Source organism: Agaribacterium haliotis (assembly GCF_002312815.1).
In the GTDB taxonomy this organism is placed as follows: Bacteria; Pseudomonadota; Gammaproteobacteria; order Pseudomonadales; family Cellvibrionaceae; genus Agaribacterium; species Agaribacterium haliotis.
The window spans coordinates 169,423-194,084 of record NZ_NKQJ01000001.1 but is presented as its reverse complement, the minus strand read 5'-3'; the positions used below and the strand labels follow the sequence as shown (position 1 = coordinate 194,084).

Sequence of the window (24,662 nt, the reverse complement as noted above, 5' to 3'; positions counted from 1 at the left end):
TAAGTTAGCGGCACAGTCGAGTTAACAGGCCCTGGCTGCGCAGCCCAATCGCCGATAGCTTGTAAGTACAAATTGCTGTTACAAGTTTGGTGTAAACGGCCTTATTGGCTGCACGTGTTCACTGCGCTGCCTTGTTTTGCCGATGCTTGTGTATCAGCGGTGGCGATTAATGGTGGCTTTTAGTGATGGCTTAAGTTGCGTTGCCAGCGACCCTGAATTACACGCAGGGTAAACAACACAGCTTTGCTCAGTTCCTCTGAATAGGATAATAAGACAACCCAAAACAGCGGCCAGTTCCATAAAAATGTTGCGCAGGCACAAAGCGGCAGGCTGATTAACCACATGCCGACAACATCTATCCACATTACGATGGTGTTATCGCCGCCGGCTCGCAATATACCCATAGCCAGAGTCATGTTGCTGACCTTCAGCCAACTTAACAGGGCGATAACTAGCATTAAATCATTGGCGCGCAGCAAGCTGTCTGCTGGCATATGTTGAAACGGCAGCAGCACAAGCGGCGCAGCGATATACAGTAGGGCGCCGAGCAACACTGCGATGCCGATATTCATCATGCAAAAAGCTTTGGCGTAAAGGCGGGCTTGTTCAAATTTATCGGCGCCGAGCAACTGGCCAATGGAAATCGAACAGGCCGAAGCCAAACCAAAAAACAGCGCAAGAAAAATAGCTTCGATTGGCGTCAGCATGCTAATAATGGCAAGCTCACTGGTGCCCATGCTGCCGTAAATAAGCTGGTAGACAAAGATGCCAACGGCCCAAACACCAAAACTGCCCATCATCGGTGCGGCCATGCTGATAATGTGTCTGGCCTGCCTGCTTTCGAATTTAAAATCGATGCGCCGCAGGGCAAGCGGGTGTTGAGAAAATTGTAAATACAGCACAAGTGAAGCTGCGTGTATTAAGCGCGCAACAAGTGTTGCCCACGCCGCGCCGGCCACCCCCATGGCAGGCAGCCCCCAGCCGCCGTTAATAAACCAGTAATTTAAAACGATGTTGAGGCCGATGGCGCTCGCGCTAAAAACTAACGGCAGTTTGCTTTGGCCAAGCGCGCGCACGGCATTTTCATACACCAGGACGACGGCGACAAAGGCTAAGCTGGGCACGCAGATATTGATATACAGGCTGCCCTGTTTAATAAAATCTATCTGCTCGCCGCCGAGGCCGATGATGTTGGCGGAGAACAGCCAAGTCAGTATAAGTGCCGGTAGCAGGCCACACAGGGCCACGGCCGTTGCCAGAATAATGGTGCTGCGTATGCGCTGCTGCTGGCCGGCGCCGTAATACTGCGCGCTGAGCACGCCGACGGTCCAGGCGCAGCCGAGCAATATCACCATCAGCATAAACTGATAGCGGTTGCCGAGGCCGACAGCGGCAACTGCGGTGTCGCCCAGATGGCTGACCATGGCGACATCGACAATGCTGATGAGGTTGGTCAGCACACCTTGCAAGCTGATCGGCCAGGCCAGGCTCAAGGCTCGGCGCAGGTCAAAGCTGTGTAGGTTTAGTTTACTTTTCAAAAAGCGAGCTCAGTGCCGCCAGAGGGTGTTGAACCTGGACCTGTTGTTCGCGTTTGATCTGGCAGCGACAGCTGTATCCAGTCGCCAGAAGCTGGCCTGCGTCGTTGTTGGCAACGGCGTTGCGCCAGCTTAAGTCATAGATCTGCGTGGACAGTTCGCGGTTGCGCTGTTCGTGGCCAAAGGTGCCGGCCATGCCGCAGCAACCGAGCGCCGGAATTGTCAGCTGCAAACCGAGCTGCTCAAATACGGCCTGCCACTGTTTATTTGAGCTGCCGACATTGGTTTTTTCGGTGCAGTGTGGCAGTAACACGTAGTTGCGGTTTTGCGTGCTCGGCAGGCTTAGTTTTGGCAATAAATCTAAACGCGCAAATAAGAACTCCTGCAGCAGCTGCACCTCAACGCATTTTTCAGTGCCGATGGTTTTGGGGTATTCGGAGCGGTAGGTCAGAGTCATCGACGGGTCAATACCAACTAATGCAACACCGCTTTGCTGAAGCTGTTTGAGCATGGCCATGTTCTTTTCTGCGCACTTGCTAAATGCCTGCAAAAAGCCGTGCACATGCAGCGGTTTACCATTGGCTTTAAACGGCGCCAGCCACACCTTAAAACCGAGGGCCTCGAGTGTGTCGACAAGCTGGTTGACCATGCCGGCGTCAAAATACCGGGTGAAGGCATCTTGCACTAAGATCAGGCTGCGCTGTTTCTGTTCGCCACTTAGCTTGTTGAGAGCCTCTAAATTGGCGCTCGGCAGGCGTTTGTCGGCGCTGGCGCTGCGACTGATCATCGGCCCGTCGACAAAGCCCACACCGTGTTTAAGTAGGGCTTTCACTGCAAAGTTGCCCATCACTAGGTTGTAGGCCCACGGCGCTTTGGCCATCACCGGCAGCATGCTTTCAAGGCTGGCGACAAGATAGTCTTTGAGCGGGCGCAGATAGCGGGTGTGGTACAGCGCTAAAAACTTGCTGCGAAAATCGGGCACGTCGACTTTTATTGGGCACTGGCCGGCGCAGCTCTTACACGACAGGCAGGTGCTCATACTGGCGTAAACTTCGTGGCTAAAGTCTTCACTGCCGGTGGCTTTACGCAGGCTGTGCCAGGCGCGTTGGGGCAGGCGAAGCAGCGAGCCCAAAGCGCTGGTTTTTAGCTCGCTGTCGAGCTTCACGCCTTCATTATTTTGCAGGCGCATCCACTCGCGCACCAGCGAAGAGCGGCCTTTGGGGCTCTCGGTGCGCTTGCGGGTGGCTTTGTAGGACGGGCACATCGCATCGTGGAAATTCCAGTTGTGACAGGCGCCGTTGCCGTTGCAGTAGACGGCGCTGGCAAAACGCTGCCAGTCTTCTTTTTCGATCTGCCTATCGTGTTGGCCGCGCGTTGTTACCTCGTTGATTTTAATCAGCTCACTGCCTTCGTTGGGCGTGGCAATTTTGCCGGGGTTAAGTTGGTTAAACGGGTCAAAAGCGGCTTTAATGCGCTGCAGCTCGGGGTAGAGCTCACCAAAAAACTCAGGGGCGTAGGCCGAGCGCAGGCCTTTGCCGTGCTCGCCCCAAAGCAGGCCGCCGTATTCCTGGCAAAGTGCGGCGACTTCATCGCTGATTTTCCAGGCCAGCTGTTCCTGTTCGGGGTCTTTCATATCGAGAGCTGGACGCACGTGCAGCACCCCGGCATCGACGTGGCCAAACATACCGTACTGAAGTTGGTGGCGATCGAGAATAGCGCGAAACGCCATAATAAAATCGGCGAGCTTTTCCGGGGCCACGGCGGTATCTTCTACAAAAGGCACCGGGCGCGCTTCGCCTTTGGCATTGCCAAGCAGGCCTACGGCGAGTTTGCGCATGGCCCAAATGCGTTTGACCGCGTCTGAACCCATGGCCAGGGCGTAGCCGATGGGGCGCTCGAGTTTATTGCTTTTGAGCTGCTTGAGCAGTGTTGCCATATTCTGCTCAAGCTCGGCCTCGGAGTCGGCGCTGAACTCAAGCAAGTTGATGCCCTGAACTTGACTTGCGTTATCGCCGTTAAAAAACTCTTCAACCTGGGTCCAGCTGACGTCCTGCATCGCCAGATTAAGCACTTTTGAGTCGATGGTTTCAATGCTGGTTGGCCCGGTTTGCATAAGCTCGGGGGCGTCGCGCAGTGAGGCTTCAAAATCGGCGTATTTGACTACAACCAATGCCGAGCACTTTGGTATTGGCAGTACATTGAGCTTGGCTTCGGCGATAAAACCGAGCGTGCCCTCTGAGCCACAGAGAATGTTATTGAGGTTGAACAGCCCCTGTTCATCGTGAATATGCGCTAAATCGTAGCCGGTGAGGCAGCGATTCAGAGGCGGGAAACTCGCGTCGATCTTTTCTTTGTGTTCTTGATAAATACTGTGGCACAGGCGGTGAATCAGGCCGCTGCGATTTTGCTGTTCGCTGATGCTGTCGAGCAGCGGCTGTTCAATCGCCTGGCTGTGCAGCACTTCGCCGCCGAGCAGCACGGTGTGCAGCTCGAGCACATGATCGCGCGTTTTACCATAAAGGCACGAGCCCTGACCGGAGGCGTCGGTATTGATCATGCCGCCGATGGTGGCGCGGTTGCTGGTGCTGAGCTCCGGCGCAAAAAACAGCCCGTGGGCTTTGAGCGCCGCGTTTAACTGGTCTTTCACAACGCCGCTTTGTACGCGCACCCAGCCTTCAGCTGCGTTGATCTCGAGTACTTGGTTCATGTGTCGGCTAAGGTCGACAACGATGCCATCTGTTAGGCTTTGGCCGTTGGTTCCCGTGCCGCCGCCGCGGGCTGTGAGTACGATATCGCGAAAGTTTTTCTCCGCGGCCAGCCGGGTCAGTATTTGCAGGTCATCAATGCCGCGCGGGTACAGCGTCGCTTGCGGCAGGCGTTGATAAATAGAGTTGTCAGTGGCCTGGGCGCAGCGCTCAGCGTAATCGTGACTGAGATCACCGCTGAAACCTTGAGTTTGCAGTTGCTTGAGGAAGTCTTGGTACAAAGGCGCGACGGTGGCGCACTGAGCGAGTTGTTTGATCATGAGGGCCTAATGCATCGGGCAGAGCTTTGCTCTGCGCTGAGATAAAGAGATAGCAAGTGAAACATAGTTAAGAGCTTAATTAGCGCGCTATTTTAGCCTTTGCACGGCTAGCCCGCTACGGCTTGCTGGTCTTATAGTTTTTGGCACGGGTGCCGGGCAAAAGTGAGTTCAGTTGGGCTGAAAGGCGACAGCTTTGCCGCTCGGTTAGCTTTTGTCTTGTTTATTTGAGTGAAAACACGCTCGTTAAGTATTCAAACACCCGTTCTATTATCTAGAATGTATTCGTTATTGAGCCGATAACCCTTTGAGAGCCAGCAGTGTCTATGGATAGTCAGCTAGCGAGTACTGAACTTGCCGCCACTAAACTTGAGCTCAGTGTAATGGATGAGCCTAGGATTAGCGCCCGAACCAGCCGCGCCATTATTGCGTTTGTGCGCGAGCATATGGGGCCCGCGGCTTTGAGCAGAGTGTTTCAAGGCTTACTTGTCGCGCCCGAGCTCGAATCCCTTCACTACTGTTATCGCGGCAAGGCGCTCGATTTAGCGTTTTTTGAAAACGCAGACAACTGGGTGCCCAATAGCCTTATGCAGCGTTTGTATCGCAATCTTGAGCGCGAGGGCGTCGATGCCTATGAGCTGGGCTTTTATGCGATGAACTATGGCGGGCGCGCCAACCAAGCGCTGTTGATGTCGCTGCTGCAGCGCTTTGGGGTAAACAAAACCCTGGCGCGGGCGGCACAGATTAACGCGCACTTTAATCAAACGAAGCATGTTTCCCTGCGCTATATCGACGATGAAGCGGCGATTGTACGAGCGGACTACGTTGCGGGGGTGAAGCACAGCGCATTTATTACCGAGTTTAATTTAGGGGCCTATGCAGGCATTTTGCATTTTCTGCGTTTGGAGCAGATTAAATGCTGGATTGTTGCCGACGAGACAGAGCAAGAACCCGGTTACTCAATTATCCGCGCGCGCTGGAAAAAGCCCAGCTACGCACAGCGCCTTGTCTATTTCTTCAGCCTGACCAATAGCAAAATCAAGCGTTATTTCTCAGCTTAAAAAGATAATTGCTCAAGTTTGTTTATGCGCAGATCTTTGATTTATGTTTGAGTGTTATGATCTTTTTTCGAGGCTGCGCTAAGTTCGCTTACGTGTGCTGAGCATTTTAAATGCGCTGGCTTTGGCCCCGCGTCGGGCTCTATTTATTTGCTTAAAAAGGTGTGAAATAAAAATGAAAAAAATAAGGTGGGGAATCGTAAGCAGTGGTCGAATCGCTCGGCAATTTGCCAGTGATCTTCAGTATGTTGAAAATGCGCAGCTGGCCGCGGTCGCGGCGAGGCGCCTGAGTGACGCGCAGCAATTTTCCCAAGATTTTAATATCGCCAAGGCCTACGAGGGCTACGATGCATTGTTTAATGATGAGCAGATCGATGCGATCTATGTGGCGAGCCCTCACAGTTTTCATTTTGAGCACAGCAAAGCGGCCCTCGAGGCGGGTAAACATGTCTTGTGTGAAAAGCCTCTGACCATTAGTTCTGAGCAGTGCAAGGCCTTGACGGACATTGCCAGTGAACGCGGCCTGCTGTTGATGGAAGCTATGTGGACCTATTTTTTACCGGCCCTGCAAAAAGCCAAGTCATGGTTTGATGCCGGCAAGATAGGCCAGCTAAAGCATATAAAAATTGATTTTGGTTATCCCATGCCCTACGACCCCAACAGCCGTGAATACGCCGCCGAGCTTGCCGGCGGTTCGCTGTTGGATATGGGCATTTATCCGCTGGCAATTTGCCATTATTTTAGTGGTGACACGCTCAGAGATATGTATGTTCGCGCCCACCTGGCTGACAACGGTGTCGACGACGATGTGGTTTTGATGGCGCGATCGGCGGGTGCACAGGTGAATTTAGCGTCGTCATTTCAGTGTCGGCTGGAAAATGCCGCTTACATTATTGGCGATCGCGGGCGCATTGTTATCCCGGATGCTTGTCGTGCGTCGAGCTGTTTTTTATATGAGCTGGATACGGTTGTTGAACAGTATCAGGATCCGCGCAAGAGTTTAGGTTATGAATTTGAAGCGCGGCATTTTTCTAAGCTGGTACTCGATAAGCAGCTCGAAAGCCCAGTGATGCCACACAAGCTTAGCTTGCTGCTGCAAACACAAATGGAGCAGATTAAGGCGCTGTTTTAGCGTCTGGTGCCCACTATTGCAGTTCTAGTATATCTCCTTGTTGAATAACTAGATTGTCGCAGCCGTCGGCCAGGCGCAAGTTCACTCCGAAGGCCGGTGCGTGTTTTTTATCTGGCATGGCGTTCAGGCTTGCCAGTTGTTTAAACGGTACCTGGTTTTTATGTTTGATACCTGAATCTGGGTCGACGGTAATCATCACGCAGCGCTCACAGTGATCAACCAGCTCAAGCACGGCGCCGTTTTTCAAGGTCATTTTTTTATATTGGTGTTCAGCAAATGCGGGCAGGCCACTGACGACAATATTGGGGCGGAAGTGGCGCATATCGACATCGTTTTCGCCGCCGTGCTTAAGTTTGCTATTTAGCTGTTCAAGCGAGGCCTGATTGCACACGAGATAGGGGGCTGCATCGGCAAAGTGGCGAGCACTCAGGCCAAAGCGTTCGGGTTTGGCTGGCGTGCGTATTTTGTCTTGATCAAAATAAACAAGCTCAACGCCGGCTGTATCTGTTTCAACAAACGGTTTGAGCAAGTTGATAAGCTGGCGATGACTGGCCCCGCCGATCCGGCGCGCTAAGACGGTATCGGACCACAGGCTGACCTCTATTTCGTCTTCCAGTTGCTGTTTGTTGAGCGTGACTTGGTCGCCAGCGGGAAAGCTTAAAATAAGCTGGCCGTTTTGTAGCTCAGCTTGAATTAAAGCAAGTTTCGGGTGCTGGCGTTGGGTCAGGGCGCGACCGTGTTGGTTGACGAGCATCCATTTTCTGTCTTGCTCAAAACCTGTTTGTTTAAGTGTTGCCTGTTGCACTTGCTTTCCTGCAGCGGATTTTAGCGGGTAGACAAACAGGGATTCGATACGGATGCTTGGCACAATAGGCCCTCGATGGTGTTTTTATGGCAGCGCAAAGATTTGCAAGCTCTGGCCGCGATCGATTTTTTGTTGCTCGGGAACGAAGGCGAGCGCGTCGGCCCACGCGAGCGAAGACAAAACACCGGAGCTCTGATTGTTAAAGCGTTCGAGCCCATGCTCTGTCTGTTTGACACGAATAAACTCCGGGCGCTTGCCGCTCATATCAATAGCAAAGTTAGTGTTGGCGTAAGAGCGCTCTGGCAGGCAGTGTTGGCGGCCTTGCATCGCGCGCATTAACGTTGCCGCAAACAGGTGGCAGCAAACAAAAGCCGAGACCGGGTTGCCGGGTAACCCTACAAAAGCGCAGGTGCGGCCGTCTTGTTTAGGCAGGCGCGCATACGCAAGAGGTTTGCCTGGCTTTATGCGTATTTTCCAAAAGTCGAGTTCGCCGAGATTTTCCAGAGCTTGTTTGACATGGTCTTCTTCGCCGACGCTAACACCACCGCAGCTTAAAATTATATCTGCATCTAAAGCGCTTTCTTTAAACGCTTTTTCTGTGCTTTTGAGATTGTCGCCAACGTGTATGTTTTTGACAATCTCACAGCCGAGATCCCGACAGTAGGCCTCAAGCATGGGGCCGTTGCTGTTATATATTTGCCCCGGCGTGAGTGCGCCCGAGCCCGCTTGTTTTAGTTCGTCGCCGGTACTGACCAGAGCAACACGCAGTGCTCGAAAAACCTCTACTTTGGCGACGCCTATCGAGGCGAGCAAGCCAAGATGGCGCGCATCGAGCTTTAACCCCGCTTTGAGCACCAGGCTGTTTTGTTGAATATCTTGACCTCGGCGGCGAATATTTGCGCCTATTTTGTCGAGTTTATTAATGCTGACTTCACTGTCGTTGCGCCAGCTGCAGTTCTCTTGCATAACCACGGTATCGGCGCCGGGTGGAATTTCCGCGCCGGTAAAAATACGGGCCGCTGTATTTGCCGCTAACGGTTTGGTTTTGTCGCCGGCAGCGATGCGCTGGCTGACTTGCAGGGTTCCCGGCTCCGTACCTAAATCTTCGCGGCGATATGCCCAGCCATCCATCGCACTGTTGTCGGCTGGCGGCACATCGATACTCGAATAAATATCTTTTGCTAATATCCGGCCGAGGGCGAGCTCAAGTGTTTGCTCTTCGCTGCATTTGAGAGCCAGTTTTTTTCCCTCGGCTTGCATCGCCTGCAAGGCTTGTTCAAATTCCAGCATAATTATTTTTTAATTAGTTGGCCGACAAAATTACAGGGGCGATGACGGCTGTCGAGCTGCTCGACGATAATTTTTTCCCAGGCCGTACGGCAGGCACCAGTGGAGCCGGGCAGGCAGAAAACGATGGTCTGGTTGGCGAGGCCTGCCGTCGCGCGGCTCTGTATGGTTGAGCTGCCTATTTCGTCGTAGCTGACTTGGCGAAACAGTTCACCAAAACCTTCAACTTCTTTGTTAAACAGCGGTCGCAAAGCTTCGGGTGTCGAGTCGCGCCCGGCAAAACCTGTTCCGCCAGTTATAAGCACTACTTGTTTGTTGTCGTCAAAAATCCACTGCGAGACCACGGCGCGCATATGGTAGATATCATCTTTGATTAATTCTCGTGCGACAACGTTGTGCCCGGCTTGCTCGGCGGCGTGTTGTAAGGCGTCGCCGGATGTGTCGTTGGCAAAGCTGCGGCTGTCGCTGATGGTTAATACTGCAATATTCAGTGGAATAAATTGTTCGAATTTTTCGCTCATCGTTTTTCCTTAAGCGCCAGGTGCTTTAACCGCCGGTCGCATTCATAAAGCGCAAAACTTGCGGCGCTTCGTTTAAATCAAAGTGGTGTTTTTCTGGTTTATTTTGCATCGATGTGCGAATGGCCTGTTGCAAAGCCTGCAGTTGTTGACCCGGTTCGCAGCTTCGCACAACATCGCGCAAATCGACGCTGTGCTCGTTGCCCAGACACAGCAGCAGGCGCCCGGATGCGGTTAGGCGCACGCGGTTGCAACTGGCACAGAAGTTTTCGCTGTGCGGTGAAATAAAACCGATACGTGCGCGATAGCCGTTTACTTGCCAGTAGCGAGAGGGGCCGCCTGTGCGCTCATCAACGGGGCTGAGCTCAAACTGCTTGCTAAGCTGCTCGCGCAGTTCGGCGCTGGAGACAAACTCGACATCGCGGGCGTGACTGGTGATTTCACCGAGCGGCATTTCTTCAATAAAGCTGATGTCCATGTCGCGCTCAAGCGCAAACATTGCAAGCTCGCAGCTTTCGTCAAAATTAAAGTTTTTCAGCGCGACACTATTGATTTTGAGCCGTTTGAAACCCTGCTTGCGAGCGGCATCAATACCTTTGAGCACGGTCGCTAAGTCGCCGTGTCGGGTCAGCGTTTTGAAGCGTTCCGGGTTGAGTGAATCGAGGCTGATGTTGATGCGGTCGAGGCCACCAGCTTTTAACTCGGCAGCGCAGTCGGCCAAATGTGAGGCGTTGGTTGTCATGCTCAGCTCGCGCAGGCCTGGCAGCTGACGCATGCGAGCCAACAATGGCACGATGTCTCGCCGTATAAGTGGCTCACCGCCGGTAATGCGGATCTTCTCGACACCAAGTGAGCAAAACGCTTCGGCGACTAACAGCAACTCCTCAAAACTCAGCAATTCCTTGCGCGGCAGGAAGCGCATATCTTCTGCCATACAGTAGGTACAGCGAAAGTCGCAGCGATCGGTCACTGACAGACGCAGGTAGCTGACCTTGCGTCCGAAGCGATCAGTAAGTTCAGTATGTTTGTCCATAGCGGCGCATTATAGCTCGGTGCCATTTTAGAGCTATCTAAAAGTTGTGTCTCATTTTGGTGCAAGCTGGTTGATCTGGCTATTTTTTGATCTGGGGTGGCTGTTTGCTTGCTTTTGGGTGGGGTTGCATTTGGTGCGTCGTGATCGTTGTTGGTGCGATTTTTTGGCTTTTGTGGCTCGGATACTGGCTTTGTGTTTTTGTTGTTTTTAATTGTAACTTGTTGATTTAGAACAGTAAGTGAAAAAACTTTGCCTGCTGATGTGGTTTTGGTAACGCTTTTGCAATATGCTTCGCGGCCTTCGCCTTGGTGAGATAAAAACTAAACAGTGCACCATAAGGGTTGAAGAGTAAGAATGATTAAAACACTGGTGCGTGTTGAATTGAGGAAGCAAACCTATGAGTAAACAACGAATTGTTGTTGTCGGTAACGGCATGGTTGGTCACAAGTTTATCGACAACTTGATCAACCACGAAGATGCCGATAACTATGACGTTATCACGTTTTCTGAAGAGCCCCGTTTAGCTTATGACCGCGTGCAGTTGAGTGCCTATTTCTCTGGCTCAACCGCGGAAGATCTGATGCTGACCTCTGAAGGTTATTATCAGGAAAACGGTGTGAATTATGTGTTGAATGACAAGGTTGTTTCTCTCGACACCAGCGCTAAGAAAGTTGTAACCGCCAGTGGCCGTGAAGAGGCGTACGACAAGCTTGTGCTGGCTACCGGCTCATATCCTTTTGTTCCACCAATTCCGGGTAAAGATCAAGAGCACTGTCTGGTTTACCGCACTATTGAAGATCTGGAAGCCATTACTGCCTCTGCCAAAGAAAGTAAAACCGGTGTGGTTGTTGGCGGTGGTCTGCTTGGCCTTGAAGCGGCGAACGCACTGAAGAATTTAGGTTTGCAAACTCACGTGGTTGAGTTTGCGCCGCGCTTAATGGCCGTGCAATTGGACGAGGGCGGCGGTGAGCTGCTGCGCAGCAAAATCGAAGCGCTGGATGTGCAGGTTCATACCGAAAAGAACACTAAAGAAATTGTTGCCGGCGAAAATGCGCGCTACCGCATGAACTTTGCCGACGGTTCTTTCCTTGAAACGGACATGATCTTGTTCTCGGCGGGTATTCGCCCGCAAGATGAACTGGCGCGTGAGTTCGATATTAAAATTGGCGAGCGCGGCGGTATCGTTATTGATAACAACTGCCTGACCTCTGCAAGCGACGTCTACGCCATCGGCGAATGTGCCCTGTGGGATGGCAAGATCTTCGGTTTGGTGGCCCCTGGTTATCAAATGGCAAAAGTTGCCCTGAGCCATATAACTGGTGGTTCCGAGCAGTTTGAAGGTGCAGATATGAGCACCAAGTTGAAATTGCTCGGTGTTGACGTTGCCTCTGTTGGCGATGCTCACGGCCGCACGCCTGGCTGCCGAAACTTTGTTTATCAAGACACGGTAAATGAAGTCTATAAGCGCATTAACGTCAGTGAAGACGGCAAAACCCTGCTGGGTGCCGTGATGATCGGTGATGTAGAGGCCTACGGTACGCTGCAGCAGATGTGTGTGCACGGTATGGCGCTGCCTGAAAACCCTGAAGCCCTGATTCTTCCCGCCGTTGACGGCGATGCTGCTGCGGTCGGTATGGGTGTTGATGCTCTGCCTGATTCTGCGCAAATCTGCTCGTGTTATGAAGTAACCAAGGGGCAAATCAGCTGCGCCGTTCAAGAGGGCGCACACACCATAGGTGATGTGAAGGCGGCAACAAAAGCTGGCACCGGTTGTGGCGGCTGTGTGGCGCTTGCCACTCAGGTTATGAATGCCGAGCTCGAAAACTTAGGTGTTGAAGTAAACACCGACATCTGTGAGCACTTTGCTTACACCCGCCAAGAGCTGCACGACCTGATTCGTATCGGTCAGATTCGCACGTTTGAAGAGCTGATTGAGAAGCACGGTAAAGGTCACGGCTGTGATATCTGTAAACCGACTGTCAGTAATATGCTGGCTTCGCTTTGGAATGACTACATTCTCGAAGGCAGCCACGCCGGCCTGCAAGATACCAATGACTACTTTATGGCCAATATGCAGAAGAACGGTACTTACTCCATCGTTCCTCGTATCCCGGGTGGTGAAATCACTCCTCAGAAGCTGATTGTTCTCGGTCAGGTCGCTGAAAAATACAAGCTCTACACCAAGATCACCGGTGGTCAGCGTATCGACTTGTTTGGTGCTCAGCAGCACGAACTGCCGCTGATCTGGAAAGAATTGATCGACGCCGGTTTTGAAACCGGTCAGGCCTACGGTAAGTCTGTTCGTACGGTTAAATCCTGTGTCGGTTCTACTTGGTGTCGTTACGGCGTTCTCGACTCTGTCGGCATGGCTATTCGCATCGAAGAGCGCTACAAGGGGCTGCGCGCACCTCACAAGCTGAAGTTTGCTGTCTCGGGCTGTACCCGTGAGTGTGCTGAAGCTCAGAGCAAAGACATCGGTGTTATCGCAACTGAAACTGGCTGGAGCCTTTACGTCTGCGGTAACGGCGGTATGAAGCCTCGCCACGCCGATCTGTTTGCCGGTGGCCTTGATGATGAGACCTTGATCAAATATATCGACCGTGTATTGATGTTCTACATTCGCACGGGCGACCGCCTGCAGCGCACCTCGGTATGGATGGATAACCTCGAAGGCGGCCTCGACTACCTTAAGTCTGTTGTGATCGATGACAAACTCAATGTCGCTGAAGACCTTGAAAACGATATGCAGCGCGTTGTTGATAAATTCCACTGTGAGTGGAAGGCCACTATCGAAGATCCAGAGAAAGTTAAGCGCTTCCGCACTTTTGTGAATAGCGATGCGAATGACAATACCGTTCACTTTGTTGAGGAGCGAAAACAAATTCGCCCGGCAACCGAAGAGGAAGTGGTTAAGTTTGTCGATGCGTCAAGCGAAGTCGAGCCTGCATAAGAGGAGAAAAATTATGTCTTGGGAAACTATTTGTGATGCGGCCGACATCGGAAACGGCCTGGGTGTACGAGCACTGTTAAACGGTGAACAAGTGGCGGTCTTCCGCTTTGACGGCAAGCTGTTTGCTCTGGATGCAATTGATCCGTTCACCAAGGCTGCGGTATTAAGCCGCGGCATACTCGGCGATCTTAAAGGGCAGCTGGTTGTGGCATCACCCATATATAAGCAGCACTTTAATCTGGAGACCGGTCAGTGCCTCGAAGACGACAGTGTTAGTTTGAAAACTTACGCCGTGCGCGAAGAGGCCGGCAAGGTACAGCTCGCGGCTTGAGGTATTCAAGGCGCAAGCTCTAAAGCGTTCCACGCAAATTTAATTTCCTCCTAAATTTGCACCAGTTGGGCAGCTTCGGCTGCCTTTTTTTATGCCGTTTTTTAGGCGATCTTTTTTTCTTGTTTGTCGTTTTTGCTGTACTTGTTGTGCGCCTGTACGCAGCAGTTGCGACCGCGCTTCTTGGCTTCATACATGGCTTGGTCTGCGCGTTCAAACAGCCTTTCAAAGTCATCGCCGGGCGCCAGGTTGGCGCAGCCAATCGAGGCGCTAAGCGCGATGCTGGTACCGTCCATCTCCATTGCTTTTGCCGAAAGCTGGCTGCGTATGCGCTCGGCGCAGAAGTAGGTGTTGCGTTGATCGCACTCGCTGAGCAGGATGACAAACTCTTCGCCGCCATAGCGAAAAGCTTGGTCGCCGGCGCGCAGTATTTGTTTGAGTAGGCTGGCCAAATGTTTTAAGCAATGGTCGCCGGCGCGGTGGCCGTATTGATCGTTGATTTGTTTAAAGTGATCGATGTCGAGCATGAGCAAACCGAGATCTTTGTTGTGGCGCTGGGCCAGGGGGATCTCGTGTTGCATGCAGTTGATCAGGGCTCGGCGGTTGCGCAGGCCGCTGAGGCTGTCGACGTGAGAGCCCTGCAGGGCATTAAAATACATTCTGGCGTTGCGCAAAGGGTAGATAAGCAGTGATATCAGACTTTCTATGCTGACAAGTTCGGCCTCGGCAAAGCGCCTGCGGCGGGCGAAGCAGAGCTCGCCGAGCGTATCGTCTTCAATGGTCAGTTGGTAGCTGGCTCGGTGTGAGTACATACGGCCAATCTGCAACTCAACCTGTTGGCTTTCGTCTTTGTAGCGCAGGCCATCACAGCGGATAAGTGTATTCAGCGCGGAAAAAAACTGCTTGAGTATTTCTTCTGCGTCAAGGGAGCTGTTAAGGCGGGTTGCGATATCCAGGCGTGCGCCGCTATGTACTTCGCTATACTCATTTTTGTTGTCTGGGCTGCGTTTATTGCTCGCTAAAGTCACCATTCGAGTTGCTCTTTATCGTTGCTTTGATCTATGTGACGGGCATTGCTAGATGCGTGCCACAATAAAGCTGTAATAAAAAACTAATAAAATCAGTTGTTTAGCGCTTCTTTGTGGTTTCTGTGGGCTGGCTGGTCAAAATTACGTCGCCAGCGCGGCCGCTTGTTTTGCGGGGGTGGCAGGTTTTTGCCGCTCTTTTGACGCTGGTTAATTGCTTCAGGAGTTCATGTGCAGGATCAAAACGTACATTCGGCCCTGCCCAAGGGGCTGCAAAAAAATAAGGGTTTTACTCGCATCTATAAGGCTGCGTACTATTCCTATCGTGGCCTGCGTTTAGCTCTGTGTTCAGAAAGCGCTTTTCAACAGGAGCTGGTGTTGGCGCTGCTGCTTGTTCCGTTGGCATTTTGGTTGGATGTAACGGCGGTTGAGCGTGTGCTGCTGATAGGTGCGATTGTTCTGGTGTTGATTGTCGAGTTGCTAAATACCGCGGTTGAGGCAGTGGTTGATCGCGTTGGTTTTGAATATCACAAGCTCGCCGGGCAGGCCAAAGATCTTGGCTCTGCCGCGGTGCTGGTCAGTTTGCTGTTCTGTGTTTTTGTTTGGCTTGCCCTGCTTGTGCCTCGCTATTTTTAGTTTGTTTTTTTGCAGGCTTATGTTTTGAAAGGCGCTAGTCGTGTGTGTCGAGTGGGTTGATGCCCGCCTGGCGCAGCAGTTGGGCCGTCTTGATAAGTGGCAGGCCAACTAGGGCGCTTGGATCGTCACTGCGCACGTAATCAAAAAGTTGGATGCCCATTGCTTCGACTTTAAATGCGCCGACACAGTCGGTGGCGGGCTCCTTCTTTATATAGTTGTCAATTTCTTCTTCGTTGAGTTGGCGAAACCTGACGACGGTTTCGCAGCTCGCGACAAACTCGATGTCGTGTTGTAGGTTGCAAAGCGCGATACCCGAAAAGAAGCTCAGTTCTTTGCCTGAGCTTTGCTGTAGCTGTTGTTTGGCTTTCTCTGGGCTGCCGGGTTTGCAGAGAATGTGGCCCTCGATGCTGGCGCTTTGATCGCAGCCCAGCACATAACTGTGCGGGTTTTTGCTGGCAATTTTCTTGGCTTTTGCTTTGGCCAGGCGCAGGCTCTGGGCGAGCGCACTCTCACCTGCCAAGGGTGTCTCATCGATGTCGGGGTTCATTGTTTCGAAGCTGAGGCCGAGCTGTTGTAGCTGTTGTTTTTTGTAGCGAGAGGCGCTGGCGAGTATTAGCTTGGGCATGTTGAAGGCTCTGTGGGCGGCTTTTGTAATAAAAAGTGCCTTAATTGCATAAGAAGTTTTGACAGTCAAGGCCCGTTTCTCTATCATCGCGCCCCTATGTCGGAGCAAGCCCCAGATCAGCATCTTCCCCAGTTGGTTGAACCGCGAAAATTGGCCACTGCACAGGCCAGTTTTGAGCGCAGTATCGCACTTGACCAGCTGGTTCGTTTGCAGGAGTTGGCCCTGAGGGTGCTCAGTGCCAAAGTGTCTTTACACTTTGATCGCGACGAACAGAACAGGCCTGAGTTGCGCGGCCTAATTCAGGCTCAGCTCGAGCTCGAATGTCAGCGCTGTCTCGAGCCGATGCTGTTTGATATTGAGCGTTCAGTGCAGCTTGCCATTGTCTGGGATGAGGCTCAAGCCAAGGCCCTGCCCAAGGGTTTAGACCCTTGGGTTGTCGGTGAAGGCGAGGCTGACCTGGTTGACATCATTGAAGAAGAAATTCTTCTTGATATCCCGGTGGTTGCCCGACACGAGCACGATTGTTTAAACCCCGACTTCCTCAGTATAGGGGAAGGCGGTGATGAAGCAGGTGAAACGAAGGCCAACCCCTTCAGTGTACTTGCGGATTTGAAGGGCAAACATTAAACGCCCGCAACGAATTTTGTACAGGAGGAATCCATGGCTGTTCAACAAAACAAGAAAACTCGCTCCAAGCGTAACATGCGTCGTTCTCACGATGCGCTGGGTACTGCAACTTTGTCTGTCGACTCTGTTAGCGGCGAGAAGCACCTGCGCCACCACGTAAGTGCTGACGGTTTTTACCGTGGCAAAAAAGTTGTTGATAGCAAAAGCGACGACTAACTAGCGGTTGATTGTTAGTTGCTGACTGTGTCGCAAGACACAATCATTGCTTTTGATGTTATGGGCGGGGACCAAGGTTCCCGCCCATGCGTTTCTGCTGCGCGCAATTTTGCCGTCGCCCAGCCTTCGATTCAGCTCAAGTTATTTGGTTTGAGTGATGAAATCGAAACCTTTCTTTGTCAGCTCGGCCCCGTGCCCGAGAACATCTCTATCTGCCATGCCGCCCAGGTTGTGGCCACATCCGATGAGCCTCTGCAGGCTTTGCGTCACAAGCGTTTCTCGTCCATGGCGCTGGCCTTAAAGGCGCTTTCCAGTGGCGGTGCTGACGTCTGTGTCTCAGCCGGCAATACCGGCGCTTTAATGGCGCTTGGCCGGCACTATGTTAAGACTCTGGATGGCGTTAAGCGCCCGGCGATATGTAAAAACATCCCCACGCGCACCGGCAGCAGCCTGTTGCTGGATTTGGGGGCCAACTTAAATTGTAGTGCCGATAACTTAGTGCAGTTTGCCGCGATGGGTGCCGCACAGATGCGCCTTGAAGGGCGAGCTTTGCCTAGGGTGGCGTTGCTCAATGTCGGTACCGAGCTCGCCAAAGGCAGCGATGCAGTGCGCGAAGCTGCCCGGCGCTTAAGCAAGGAGCGTCGCGGCATGCAGTTTGAGGGGTATATTGAAGGCGACGAGCTCTACAGCGGGCGTGTGGATGTGATTGTCTGCGATGGTTTTGCCGGCAATGTTGCGCTTAAGGTTAGTGAAGGGCTTGTGCGCCACTTGGTTGCCAGTATTGATGAATATTTCAGCGCTTCGTATACGGGGCGTCTTGCCAGGTTAATTGCCGGGCCGATTTTGAAGGCCTGGAGTAAAAAAAAGAATCCATCTCTGTATAATGGCGCCGCGTTTCTGGGTTTAAAAAAGTCGGTAATAAAAAGTCACGGCGGTGCCGATGAGCTGGGTTTGGAAAAGGCCCTCGAGGCCGCTGCGGTTCAGGTGGAGCTTGACGTGCCAGCTCAGCTGGAGCGCGGTCTAAAACAGTGCCTGCCGAGAAACTGCCAGAGCTGACTCGCTTTGAGTTGGTTTTGCTTGCGCGTTAAAAGATAACATTTGGAAAATGAGTTTGCTTATGAGTGACAACACGTTTGCCCTGGTCTTTCCCGGGCAAGGTTCGCAGAAAGTGGGAATGTTGGCTGATTTTTATTCGCAGTTTGATTGTTTTGCCGACACGTTTAGTGCCGCTTCCGAGGTGCTCGGTTATGACTTGTGGGCACTTTGTCAGCAAGGCCCTGAAGACAAACTCAATTTGACTGAAAACACCCAGCCGGCGCTGCTTACCAGCTCTATTGCGCTTTTTCGTGTATGGCAGCAACTGGGGGGGCAAAACCCTGACTTTGTCGCCGGTCACAGTCTTGGGGAGTGGTCGGCGCTAGTGGCGGCCGGTGTGGTTCAGCTCGAAGATGCCGTCAAACTGGTTCAGCTTCGCGGGCGTTATATGCAAGAGGCTGTGCCTGTTGGTGTCGGTGCAATGGCGGCGGTGATTGGCCTGGATGATCAAGTTATTATCGACACCTGTAAGCAGCACGATGCCGTGTCTGCAGTGAACTTTAATGCCCCGGGCCAGGTTGTAATCGCCGGTAAAAAAGAGGGTGTTGAAGCCGCGTGTGAAGCGCTCAAGGCGGCAGGTGCCAAGCGCGCGCTGTTGTTGCCGGTCAGCGCGCCTTTCCATACGCAGATGATGAAACCCGCTGCCGACAGGCTCGCCGAAGATATGCAGGCGGTGAGTTTCTCCGACCCGCAAATCCCTGTGGTGCACAACGTAAGTGCTGCAACTGAGGCTTCCGGGGAAAATATTAAAGCGCTGATGATAGAGCAGGTATATGCGCCTGTGCGCTGGGTTGAGTGTGTGCAAACACTTGCCGCAAAAGGTGTTGCCAGTGCGGCCGAGTGTGGTCCGGGCAAGGTCTTGACCGGTTTGATGAAGCGCATCGACAAAAATATCGCTACGGCTGCTCTGGAATCGCTCGATTCGATCAAAGCGGCCGCCGAATAACAGACTTTATTTAAGAGGAAGGAATATGTCTCTCGAAGCAAAAGTTGCACTGGTTACCGGTGCGAGTCGAGGCATTGGTGCAGCCATCGCTGCCGAGCTTGGCAAAAGTGGCGCAAAAGTTGTCGGCACGGCAACCAGTGAAAAAGGTGCGGCAGCGATTTCAGCTCGCTTTGCAGAAGAGGGGGTTGAAGGTGAGGGCATGGTTTTAAATGTAACCGATGCCGACTCGGTTGCAGCTTTATTAAAAACGGTTCAGGAAAAATACGGCGCGCCTCAAATTTTGGTTAACAATGCCGGTATTACCAAAGATAACCTGTTGATGCGCATGAGTGACGACGAGTGGTTTGATGTTATCAATACTAATTTGAGTGCCGTTTATCGCCTGAGCAAGGCGGTGTTGCGCGGCATGATGAAAGCTCGCTGGGGGCGCATTGTGAATATCAGCTCCGTGGTTGGACAAATGGGCAACGCCGGGCAAACAAACTACAGTGCAACCAAAGCCGGTGTTATGGGCTTTACCCGCTCACTCGCCAAAGAGGTTGGCTCGCGCAACATTACCGTCAATGCGGTGGCGCCGGGTTTTATCGATACCGATATGACGCGTGAATTAACGGATGAGCAAAAAGCGCCGATGCTGGCCGCGATTCCCTTGGCTCGTCTCGGTCAGCCAGAAGAGATTGCGAAGACGGTTAAATTCCTCTCGTCGGATGATGCGAGCTATGTAACCGGTGAAACTATTCATGTGAATGGTGGCATGTATATGTGTTAAGTCTTTGTAATTAAAGACTTTTTTACTTAAGGCGAAGAAAGTTGAGGGTTTTGCTTAAGTTTCGGGAAAAATAGGGTAAAATGCGCGCTCTCGCATGAGCCCGAAACCGGCTTGAGAATGCTTTCGGCTTCGCAAAGAACGACAATTAGGAGTTAATCTAGAATGAGCAGCATTGAAGAACGCGTAAAAAAGATCGTTGCAGAGCAACTGGGCGTTAAAGAAGAAGAAGTTAAAAACGAAGCTTCTTTCGTTGAAGATCTGGGCGCGGATTCCCTGGACACTGTTGAGCTGGTAATGGCGCTCGAAGAAGAGTTCGAGACCGAAATCCCTGATGAAGAAGCTGAAAAAATTACCACTGTTCAGCTTGCTATCAACTACATCAACGAAAACCTGGCTTAATTGTTACCCAATAAGTCATTCTTTCGTTGAAGCTCCTGAAAAGCCGCCCTATGAATTTAGCGCGGCTTTTCTTGCTTTTACACCTTTGATTTTTGCCCGATGTTGTTTGGGCTAATGGAGACGCACTGTGACTCGCAGAAGAGTAGTCGTAACTGGTTTGGGAATGGTGACCGCGGTCGGTCACGACGTCAATGAAACCTGGAATGCCATTTTGAATGGCGTCAGTGGTGTTCGCTCAATTGAGCACTTTGATACTTCCGCTTTTGCAACAAAAATCAGCGCCTCCGTTAAAGACTTTGACTGCTCCCCCTATATCGACCCCAAAGAGGCTCGCAAGCTCGACACCTTTATTCAGTATGGCATGAGCGCCGGTGTTCAGGCCGTTGAAGACAGCGGTATTGAAGTGACCGAAGAAAATGCCGCGCGCATGGGCTGTATTATTGGTTCGGGCATCGGTGGTTTAGGCAATATTGAAGATACATCGATTACCATTCACGAGAAGGGGCCGCGCCGCGTTAGCCCTTTCTTTGTGCCGGGCGCCATTATCAATATGATCAGCGGCAACTTAAGTATTCGCTACGGCTTCCAGGGTATCAACCTGGCAATTTCAACCGCCTGTACCACCGGTACTCACTGTATTGGCATGGCTGCGCGCGAAATCCTTTACGGTACGGCCGATGTCATGGTCGCCGGTGGCGCGGAGATGGCAACAACACGAGTTGGCGTCGGTGGTTTTGGCGCGGCGCGCGCGCTGTCCAAGCGCAACGACGAGCCGGCAAAAGCCTCGCGCCCCTGGGATAAAGATCGCGACGGTTTTGTCCTTGGCGATGGCGCCGGTGTGCTGGTACTTGAAGAGTACGAGCACGCTAAAGCGCGCGGTGCAAAAATTTATGCCGAACTCAAAGGCTTTGGTACCAGCGGCGATGCTTATCACATTACTTTGCCATCGGGCACCGGTGCTCAACTGAGTATGAAAAACGCACTTAACGATGCCGGGATTGACGCCTCACAGGTAAATTATATTAACGCTCACGGTACGTCGACGCCGGCCGGTGACAAAGGTGAGAGCGATGCCGTTAAAGCCGTGTTTGGCGATCACGCCTACCAATTGGCGGTGAGCTCAACCAAGTCAATGATTGGCCATTTACTCGGTGCGGCGGGCGCGGTTGAGGCGATTTTTAGTGTGCTGGCTGTGCGCGATCAGGTAGCGCCGCCAACCATTAATCTCGACAATCCAGAAGAGGGCTGCGATTTAAATTATGTCGCCCATACAGCCCAGGAGATGGATATCGAACTTGCGCTGTCGAATTCCTTTGGTTTTGGCGGCACCAACGGCTCGTTGATTTTTAGCCGTATCTGATGGGGCGTTAGAGGTGAAGGCTCTGGCTCTGCGCAATGGTGTGATTGTCGATGCCGAGATCGCCAATCATCGCGCCTTGATCTATGCCGACGGAGTTTTTGAAACGCTGCGCTCGGCAAGCAATTACCGCGTGCCGATGTGGCCTTGGCATATGCAGCGCCTACAGCGCTCTGCCAGGCGCTTACATATCGACTTGGATGAAGCTCTGCTGCAAAACCAATTAGATGGAGCGCTGAGGGCTTATCCGGCGGAGCGGGCGCTGATAAAAATTCTCCTGGCCAGGAAGCCAAGCACTCGAGCCAGTTATACTCAAGGCGAACGTGCAGCGGATATTCTTATTTTTTTGCGTGAATTTGAACCGCGTGAGCTCAGTGGCGGCCGCAAGTTACGCAGCGTTTCTAAGGCACTGTCAACCAAAACGGATACCCTCGGTTTAAAAACCGTCAGCCGTTTGGACTATGTATTTGCCAGCTTAGAGCAGCGTTTTGAGCAAGATGAAGAAGCCTTGTTTGTCGATCTCGATAGTCACGTTGTCGAGACCATGCATCACAATCTTTTTTATTTGCAGGGTAAAAAACTGATCACACCAAAGCTCAAACTTTGCGGTGTTCAGGGCACTATGCGCGCAGCTATTTTAGAGCATTTTGGCCCGCAACTGGGCTTTGAATGTGTGCAACACGATTTTGAAAAAGAGCTTTTATACAAAGCCGACGCGGTATTTTTGTGCAATGCTATCGATGGTTTGGTCAGTGCAACCGAACTTGACGGTCGAGCCTTAAAAAATAATAAGTTGGTTAAAAAACTCGGCGAAAGAATTAGCAGGGAATTTCTTTGAGTAAAAAAAGTATTCTGATTCGGGCGCTGATCGCGGCTGTTCTGTGGTTGATCTTTGTCGCAGCGGCGCTCGGCATCTGGGCATGGCACTGGCTGACAACAGCTCAGAGCATCAGTGAAGAAAAACGTTTGGTCGCCATCAGTTCCGGGGAGAGCCTCTCTGGGTTGGCGCGACAGCTCGAACAGCAAGGTTTGTTAACCTGCCCGAAACTTTGGTTGGCCTATGCCCGGCTCAGCAACCAGGCCTGGGTCAACGCCGGTGAATTTGAGTTGGCGCAGCGAGAAAGCCCGTTGAGCATGCTTAAGCGCTTTCAAAGCTCTGCTGTTATCCAGTATTCGGTGACCTTTGTTGAAGGTATGACGGCCAAGCAGGCGATCGCCGAACTTGCAGGCAAGAAAAAGTTGCGCCAGACCATCAGTGCCGACTTTCGCAGTGATGACATTTCTAGTTTGGCCTTAGATGCAAGTTTAAATTTTGACTACCCCAACTTAGAGGGGTGGGTATTTCCGGATACTTACAGCTTTATTGCTGGTGATAGCGATCTTTCCATTGTTCAGCGCGCGGTAAAAAAAATGCAGAGCGAGCTCGAGCAGCAGTGGCAAAATCGTGCTGAAAACCTGCCTTATAAAAATTCGTACGAGGCATTGATCATGGCCTCGATTGTTGAAAAAGAAACCGGTGCACCCCACGAGCGCCAGCAGATTGCCGGGGTTTTTGTCCGCCGCTTAGAAAAAGGCATGCGTTTGCAAACGGACCCAACCGTTATTTATGGCATGGGCGATCACTACAAAGGCAATATTACCCGCGCGGATTTGCGCCGAGCGACGCCTTACAATACTTACACCATTCGCGGTCTGCCGCCAACACCCATTGCTCTGCCTGGCCGTGCAGCGATTCATGCGGCCCTGCACCCAGACGATGGCGATGCGCTTTATTTTGTCGCGCGCGGCGATGGCACGCATCAGTTTTCGGCGACCCTCGATGAACACAACCGCGCGGTGCGCGAATATCAGCTCAAGCGCAAGGCGGGCTATCGTTCGAATTATCAAGGGGCGACAAGTGAGTAAAGCGCTGTTTATCACGGTTGAAGGTGGCGAGGGGGTTGGCAAGTCAACCAATATGGCTTTTATCGCATCTTTTTTAAAAGCGCGTGGTGTAGAGCTTAAGCTTACTCGCGAGCCCGGCGGTACGGCCTTGGCCGAAGAGTTGCGTGAATTACTATTAAAAAAACGCGATGAGAAATTTGATGAGACGGCCGAACTGCTCACTGTTTTTGCCGCTCGTGCCCAGCATTTAAACACCTTTATTAAGCCGGCATTAGCTGCTGGTAGCTGGGTTTTGTCGGATCGTTTTACCGATGCAAGCTTTGCATATCAGGGTTGGGGGCGAGGCTTGAGCACAGAGCTAATCGAGCAGCTCGAGAACCTGGTGCAGGGCAGCTTGCGACCCGATCTGACTATTTTACTCGATATTGATCCGCGCATTGGTTTGGCCAGAGCCTCGGCTCGCGCTGAGCTGGACCGGTTTGAAAGTGAGAAAGTGGAGTTTTTTGACCGTGTGCGACGCGGCTATTTAGCGCGTGTTGAACAAGAGCCAGAACGCTTTGCTGTCATTGACGCATCGCTGCCTCTCGTTCAGGTTCAGGCTGATATTCAAGCTGTGCTCGAGGGCCTGTTTTAGCCAGGACAAAAGGTAAAGCGTTTTACTTAGAATGCAGCGGGGCAAAGCAGCGCCATGGCTTTTCCGTTGGGGTGCTGAAAGTTAAGCTTTTCTGCATGCAGTAACAGGCGTGCTGAGGCATGCTCTGAGCCGTCACTATGGTAAAACTGATCGCCGAGTATCGGGTGGCCAAGTTGCAACATGTGTAGGCGCAATTGATGGGTGCGGCCGGTGACGGGAAAAAGTGCCAGCCTTGTTGTTTTGCAGTCGCTCTTTAGGCGCTGGTAGCGGGTGAGTGCTTTTTTACCTTCGAGCCAATCGATTTTTTGTTTGGGCCTTTGGGGCCAGTCGCAAATCATCGGGCTTGCGATTTCTCCGTGGCGCTGCTGGATTTGCCCGTGTACAACGGCGACATACTGTTTAGCAATTTGTCGCTGTTCGAACAGCTTACCCATGGCTTTTTGCGCTTCGTGGTGACGTGCAAATATCACAAGGCCGGAGGTTGCCATATCTAAGCGGTGCACAACTCTGGCGTTTTTGTCGTAGTTCTGCACCCGTTGATGTAAATTATCCGGGTCGCTGAGCCCCGGTACGCACAATAGGCCGGGGGGTTTGTTGACGACAAGTAAATCCTTGTCTTCGTAGATCAGCTCGATACTCATAAGGGCTTACGCGGCGTAACAATAACTCAGTGTGTTGCTCGGAATGCACGGTGGCTGTGAAATACTGGCTCGTTGAATTTGGGCTGAGCCCTCGATACGAGCCCTTAGGTAGCGAGCTTTGTGCAGCGCTTTGGCGCCAT

24 protein-coding genes are annotated in these 24,662 nt (G+C 52.1%); 15 read left to right on the top strand and 9 right to left on the bottom strand.

Going from position 1 to position 24,662, the window contains the following annotated elements:
* Positions 1-179: 179 nt before the first annotated feature.
* Positions 180-1,538 (bottom strand): MATE family efflux transporter, encoded by a 1,359-nt coding sequence (locus CFK45_RS00910; protein ID WP_096084515.1) that lies wholly within the window; start codon positions 1,536-1,538, stop codon positions 180-182.
* Entirely contained in the window at positions 1,528-4,560 is a 3,033-nt protein-coding gene (gene ydiJ, locus CFK45_RS00905) for a D-2-hydroxyglutarate dehydrogenase YdiJ (RefSeq protein WP_096084514.1), read from the bottom strand. The genes CFK45_RS00910 and ydiJ overlap by 11 nt, the downstream gene beginning before the upstream one ends.
* A gap of 323 nt (positions 4,561-4,883) precedes the next feature.
* On the opposite strand from ydiJ, the gene CFK45_RS00900 reads away from it, so the two are divergent.
* Positions 4,884-5,618, top strand: coding sequence for a hypothetical protein (locus CFK45_RS00900; protein WP_096084513.1), 735 nt, complete (start codon positions 4,884-4,886; stop codon positions 5,616-5,618).
* Between the two features lie 172 nt (positions 5,619-5,790).
* On the top strand, positions 5,791-6,747 hold the full coding sequence (locus tag CFK45_RS00895) for a Gfo/Idh/MocA family protein (RefSeq protein WP_096084883.1): 957 nt from the start codon (positions 5,791-5,793) through the stop codon (positions 6,745-6,747).
* Positions 6,748-6,760: 13 nt separating this feature from the next.
* Here CFK45_RS00895 and CFK45_RS00890 read toward each other — a convergent pair whose 3' ends face one another.
* The 4 genes from CFK45_RS00890 to moaA are packed head-to-tail and all read right to left on the bottom strand — an operon-like array spanning position 6,761 to position 10,390.
* Positions 6,761-7,615 carry an MOSC domain-containing protein gene (locus tag CFK45_RS00890; protein WP_096084512.1) on the bottom strand — a complete coding sequence of 285 codons (855 nt, stop codon included), beginning with the start codon at positions 7,613-7,615 and terminating at the stop codon, positions 6,761-6,763.
* 21 nt (positions 7,616-7,636) lie between these two features.
* Entirely contained in the window at positions 7,637-8,842 is a 1,206-nt protein-coding gene (locus CFK45_RS00885) for a molybdopterin molybdotransferase MoeA (RefSeq protein WP_096084511.1), read from the bottom strand.
* Positions 8,843-8,844: 2 nt separating this feature from the next.
* Positions 8,845-9,360, bottom strand: a complete 516-nt coding sequence (gene moaB, locus CFK45_RS00880) for a molybdenum cofactor biosynthesis protein B (protein ID WP_096084510.1) — start codon at positions 9,358-9,360, stop codon at positions 8,845-8,847.
* 25 nt (positions 9,361-9,385) lie between these two features.
* The gene (gene moaA / locus CFK45_RS00875; RefSeq protein ID WP_096084509.1) at positions 9,386-10,390 is read right to left on the bottom strand and encodes a GTP 3',8-cyclase MoaA; all 1,005 of its coding nucleotides are present in this window, start codon (positions 10,388-10,390) and stop codon (positions 9,386-9,388) included.
* Between the two features lie 397 nt (positions 10,391-10,787).
* Between moaA and nirB the strand changes: the two genes are divergently transcribed.
* Together nirB and nirD are read left to right on the top strand one after the other, a co-directional pair.
* Entirely contained in the window at positions 10,788-13,340 is a 2,553-nt protein-coding gene (nirB, locus tag CFK45_RS00870; protein ID WP_096084508.1) for a nitrite reductase large subunit NirB, read from the top strand.
* A gap of 13 nt (positions 13,341-13,353) precedes the next feature.
* The gene (gene nirD / locus CFK45_RS00865; RefSeq protein ID WP_096084507.1) at positions 13,354-13,671 is read left to right on the top strand and encodes a nitrite reductase small subunit NirD; all 318 of its coding nucleotides are present in this window, start codon (positions 13,354-13,356) and stop codon (positions 13,669-13,671) included.
* Between the two features lie 101 nt (positions 13,672-13,772).
* On the opposite strand, the gene CFK45_RS00860 is transcribed toward nirD, so the two are convergent.
* Positions 13,773-14,699: a GGDEF domain-containing protein gene (locus CFK45_RS00860; protein WP_096084506.1), complete on the bottom strand. Its 927-nt coding sequence runs from the start codon at positions 14,697-14,699 to the stop codon at positions 13,773-13,775.
* A gap of 225 nt (positions 14,700-14,924) precedes the next feature.
* On the opposite strand from CFK45_RS00860, the gene CFK45_RS00855 reads away from it, so the two are divergent.
* Positions 14,925-15,329: a diacylglycerol kinase gene (locus CFK45_RS00855; protein ID WP_275655663.1), complete on the top strand. Its 405-nt coding sequence runs from the start codon at positions 14,925-14,927 to the stop codon at positions 15,327-15,329.
* A 34-nt stretch (positions 15,330-15,363) separates the two neighbouring features.
* Here CFK45_RS00855 and CFK45_RS00850 read toward each other — a convergent pair whose 3' ends face one another.
* Positions 15,364-15,954: a Maf family protein gene (locus CFK45_RS00850; protein WP_158224564.1), complete on the bottom strand. Its 591-nt coding sequence runs from the start codon at positions 15,952-15,954 to the stop codon at positions 15,364-15,366.
* 96 nt (positions 15,955-16,050) lie between these two features.
* On the opposite strand from CFK45_RS00850, the gene CFK45_RS00845 reads away from it, so the two are divergent.
* The 10 genes from CFK45_RS00845 to tmk all read left to right on the top strand — a co-directional run bounded on the left by CFK45_RS00845 (position 16,051) and on the right by tmk (position 23,881).
* Positions 16,051-16,581 carry a YceD family protein gene (locus CFK45_RS00845; RefSeq protein ID WP_096084881.1) on the top strand — a complete coding sequence of 177 codons (531 nt, stop codon included), beginning with the start codon at positions 16,051-16,053 and terminating at the stop codon, positions 16,579-16,581.
* Between the two features lie 33 nt (positions 16,582-16,614).
* Positions 16,615-16,797, top strand: coding sequence for a 50S ribosomal protein L32 (gene rpmF, locus CFK45_RS00840; protein ID WP_096084504.1), 183 nt, complete (start codon positions 16,615-16,617; stop codon positions 16,795-16,797).
* A gap of 27 nt (positions 16,798-16,824) precedes the next feature.
* Entirely contained in the window at positions 16,825-17,853 is a 1,029-nt protein-coding gene (gene plsX / locus CFK45_RS00835; protein ID WP_096084503.1) for a phosphate acyltransferase PlsX, read from the top strand.
* Positions 17,854-17,914: 61 nt separating this feature from the next.
* On the top strand, positions 17,915-18,838 hold the full coding sequence (gene fabD, locus CFK45_RS00830; protein WP_096084880.1) for an ACP S-malonyltransferase: 924 nt from the start codon (positions 17,915-17,917) through the stop codon (positions 18,836-18,838).
* A gap of 25 nt (positions 18,839-18,863) precedes the next feature.
* Positions 18,864-19,607: a 3-oxoacyl-ACP reductase FabG gene (gene fabG, locus CFK45_RS00825; RefSeq protein ID WP_096084502.1), complete on the top strand. Its 744-nt coding sequence runs from the start codon at positions 18,864-18,866 to the stop codon at positions 19,605-19,607.
* 162 nt (positions 19,608-19,769) lie between these two features.
* Positions 19,770-20,006, top strand: a complete 237-nt coding sequence (acpP, locus tag CFK45_RS00820) for an acyl carrier protein (RefSeq protein ID WP_011468112.1) — start codon at positions 19,770-19,772, stop codon at positions 20,004-20,006.
* A 127-nt stretch (positions 20,007-20,133) separates the two neighbouring features.
* Positions 20,134-21,366: a beta-ketoacyl-ACP synthase II gene (fabF, locus tag CFK45_RS00815; RefSeq protein ID WP_096084501.1), complete on the top strand. Its 1,233-nt coding sequence runs from the start codon at positions 20,134-20,136 to the stop codon at positions 21,364-21,366.
* A gap of 13 nt (positions 21,367-21,379) precedes the next feature.
* A complete protein-coding gene (locus CFK45_RS00810; protein WP_096084500.1) occupies positions 21,380-22,201 on the top strand; it encodes an aminotransferase class IV in 822 nt (273 codons plus the stop codon).
* Positions 22,198-23,268 carry an endolytic transglycosylase MltG gene (gene mltG, locus CFK45_RS00805; RefSeq protein WP_239923494.1) on the top strand — a complete coding sequence of 357 codons (1,071 nt, stop codon included), beginning with the start codon at positions 22,198-22,200 and terminating at the stop codon, positions 23,266-23,268. Before CFK45_RS00810 ends, mltG begins: the two co-directional genes overlap by 4 nt.
* On the top strand, positions 23,261-23,881 hold the full coding sequence (gene tmk, locus CFK45_RS00800; RefSeq protein WP_275655662.1) for a dTMP kinase: 621 nt from the start codon (positions 23,261-23,263) through the stop codon (positions 23,879-23,881). The genes mltG and tmk overlap by 8 nt, the downstream gene beginning before the upstream one ends.
* Before the next feature lie 26 nt (positions 23,882-23,907).
* Here the strand turns inward: tmk and CFK45_RS00795 are convergent, their stop codons facing one another.
* On the bottom strand, positions 23,908-24,522 hold the full coding sequence (locus tag CFK45_RS00795) for an RluA family pseudouridine synthase (RefSeq protein WP_096084498.1): 615 nt from the start codon (positions 24,520-24,522) through the stop codon (positions 23,908-23,910).
* Positions 24,523-24,662: the final 140 nt, after the last annotated feature.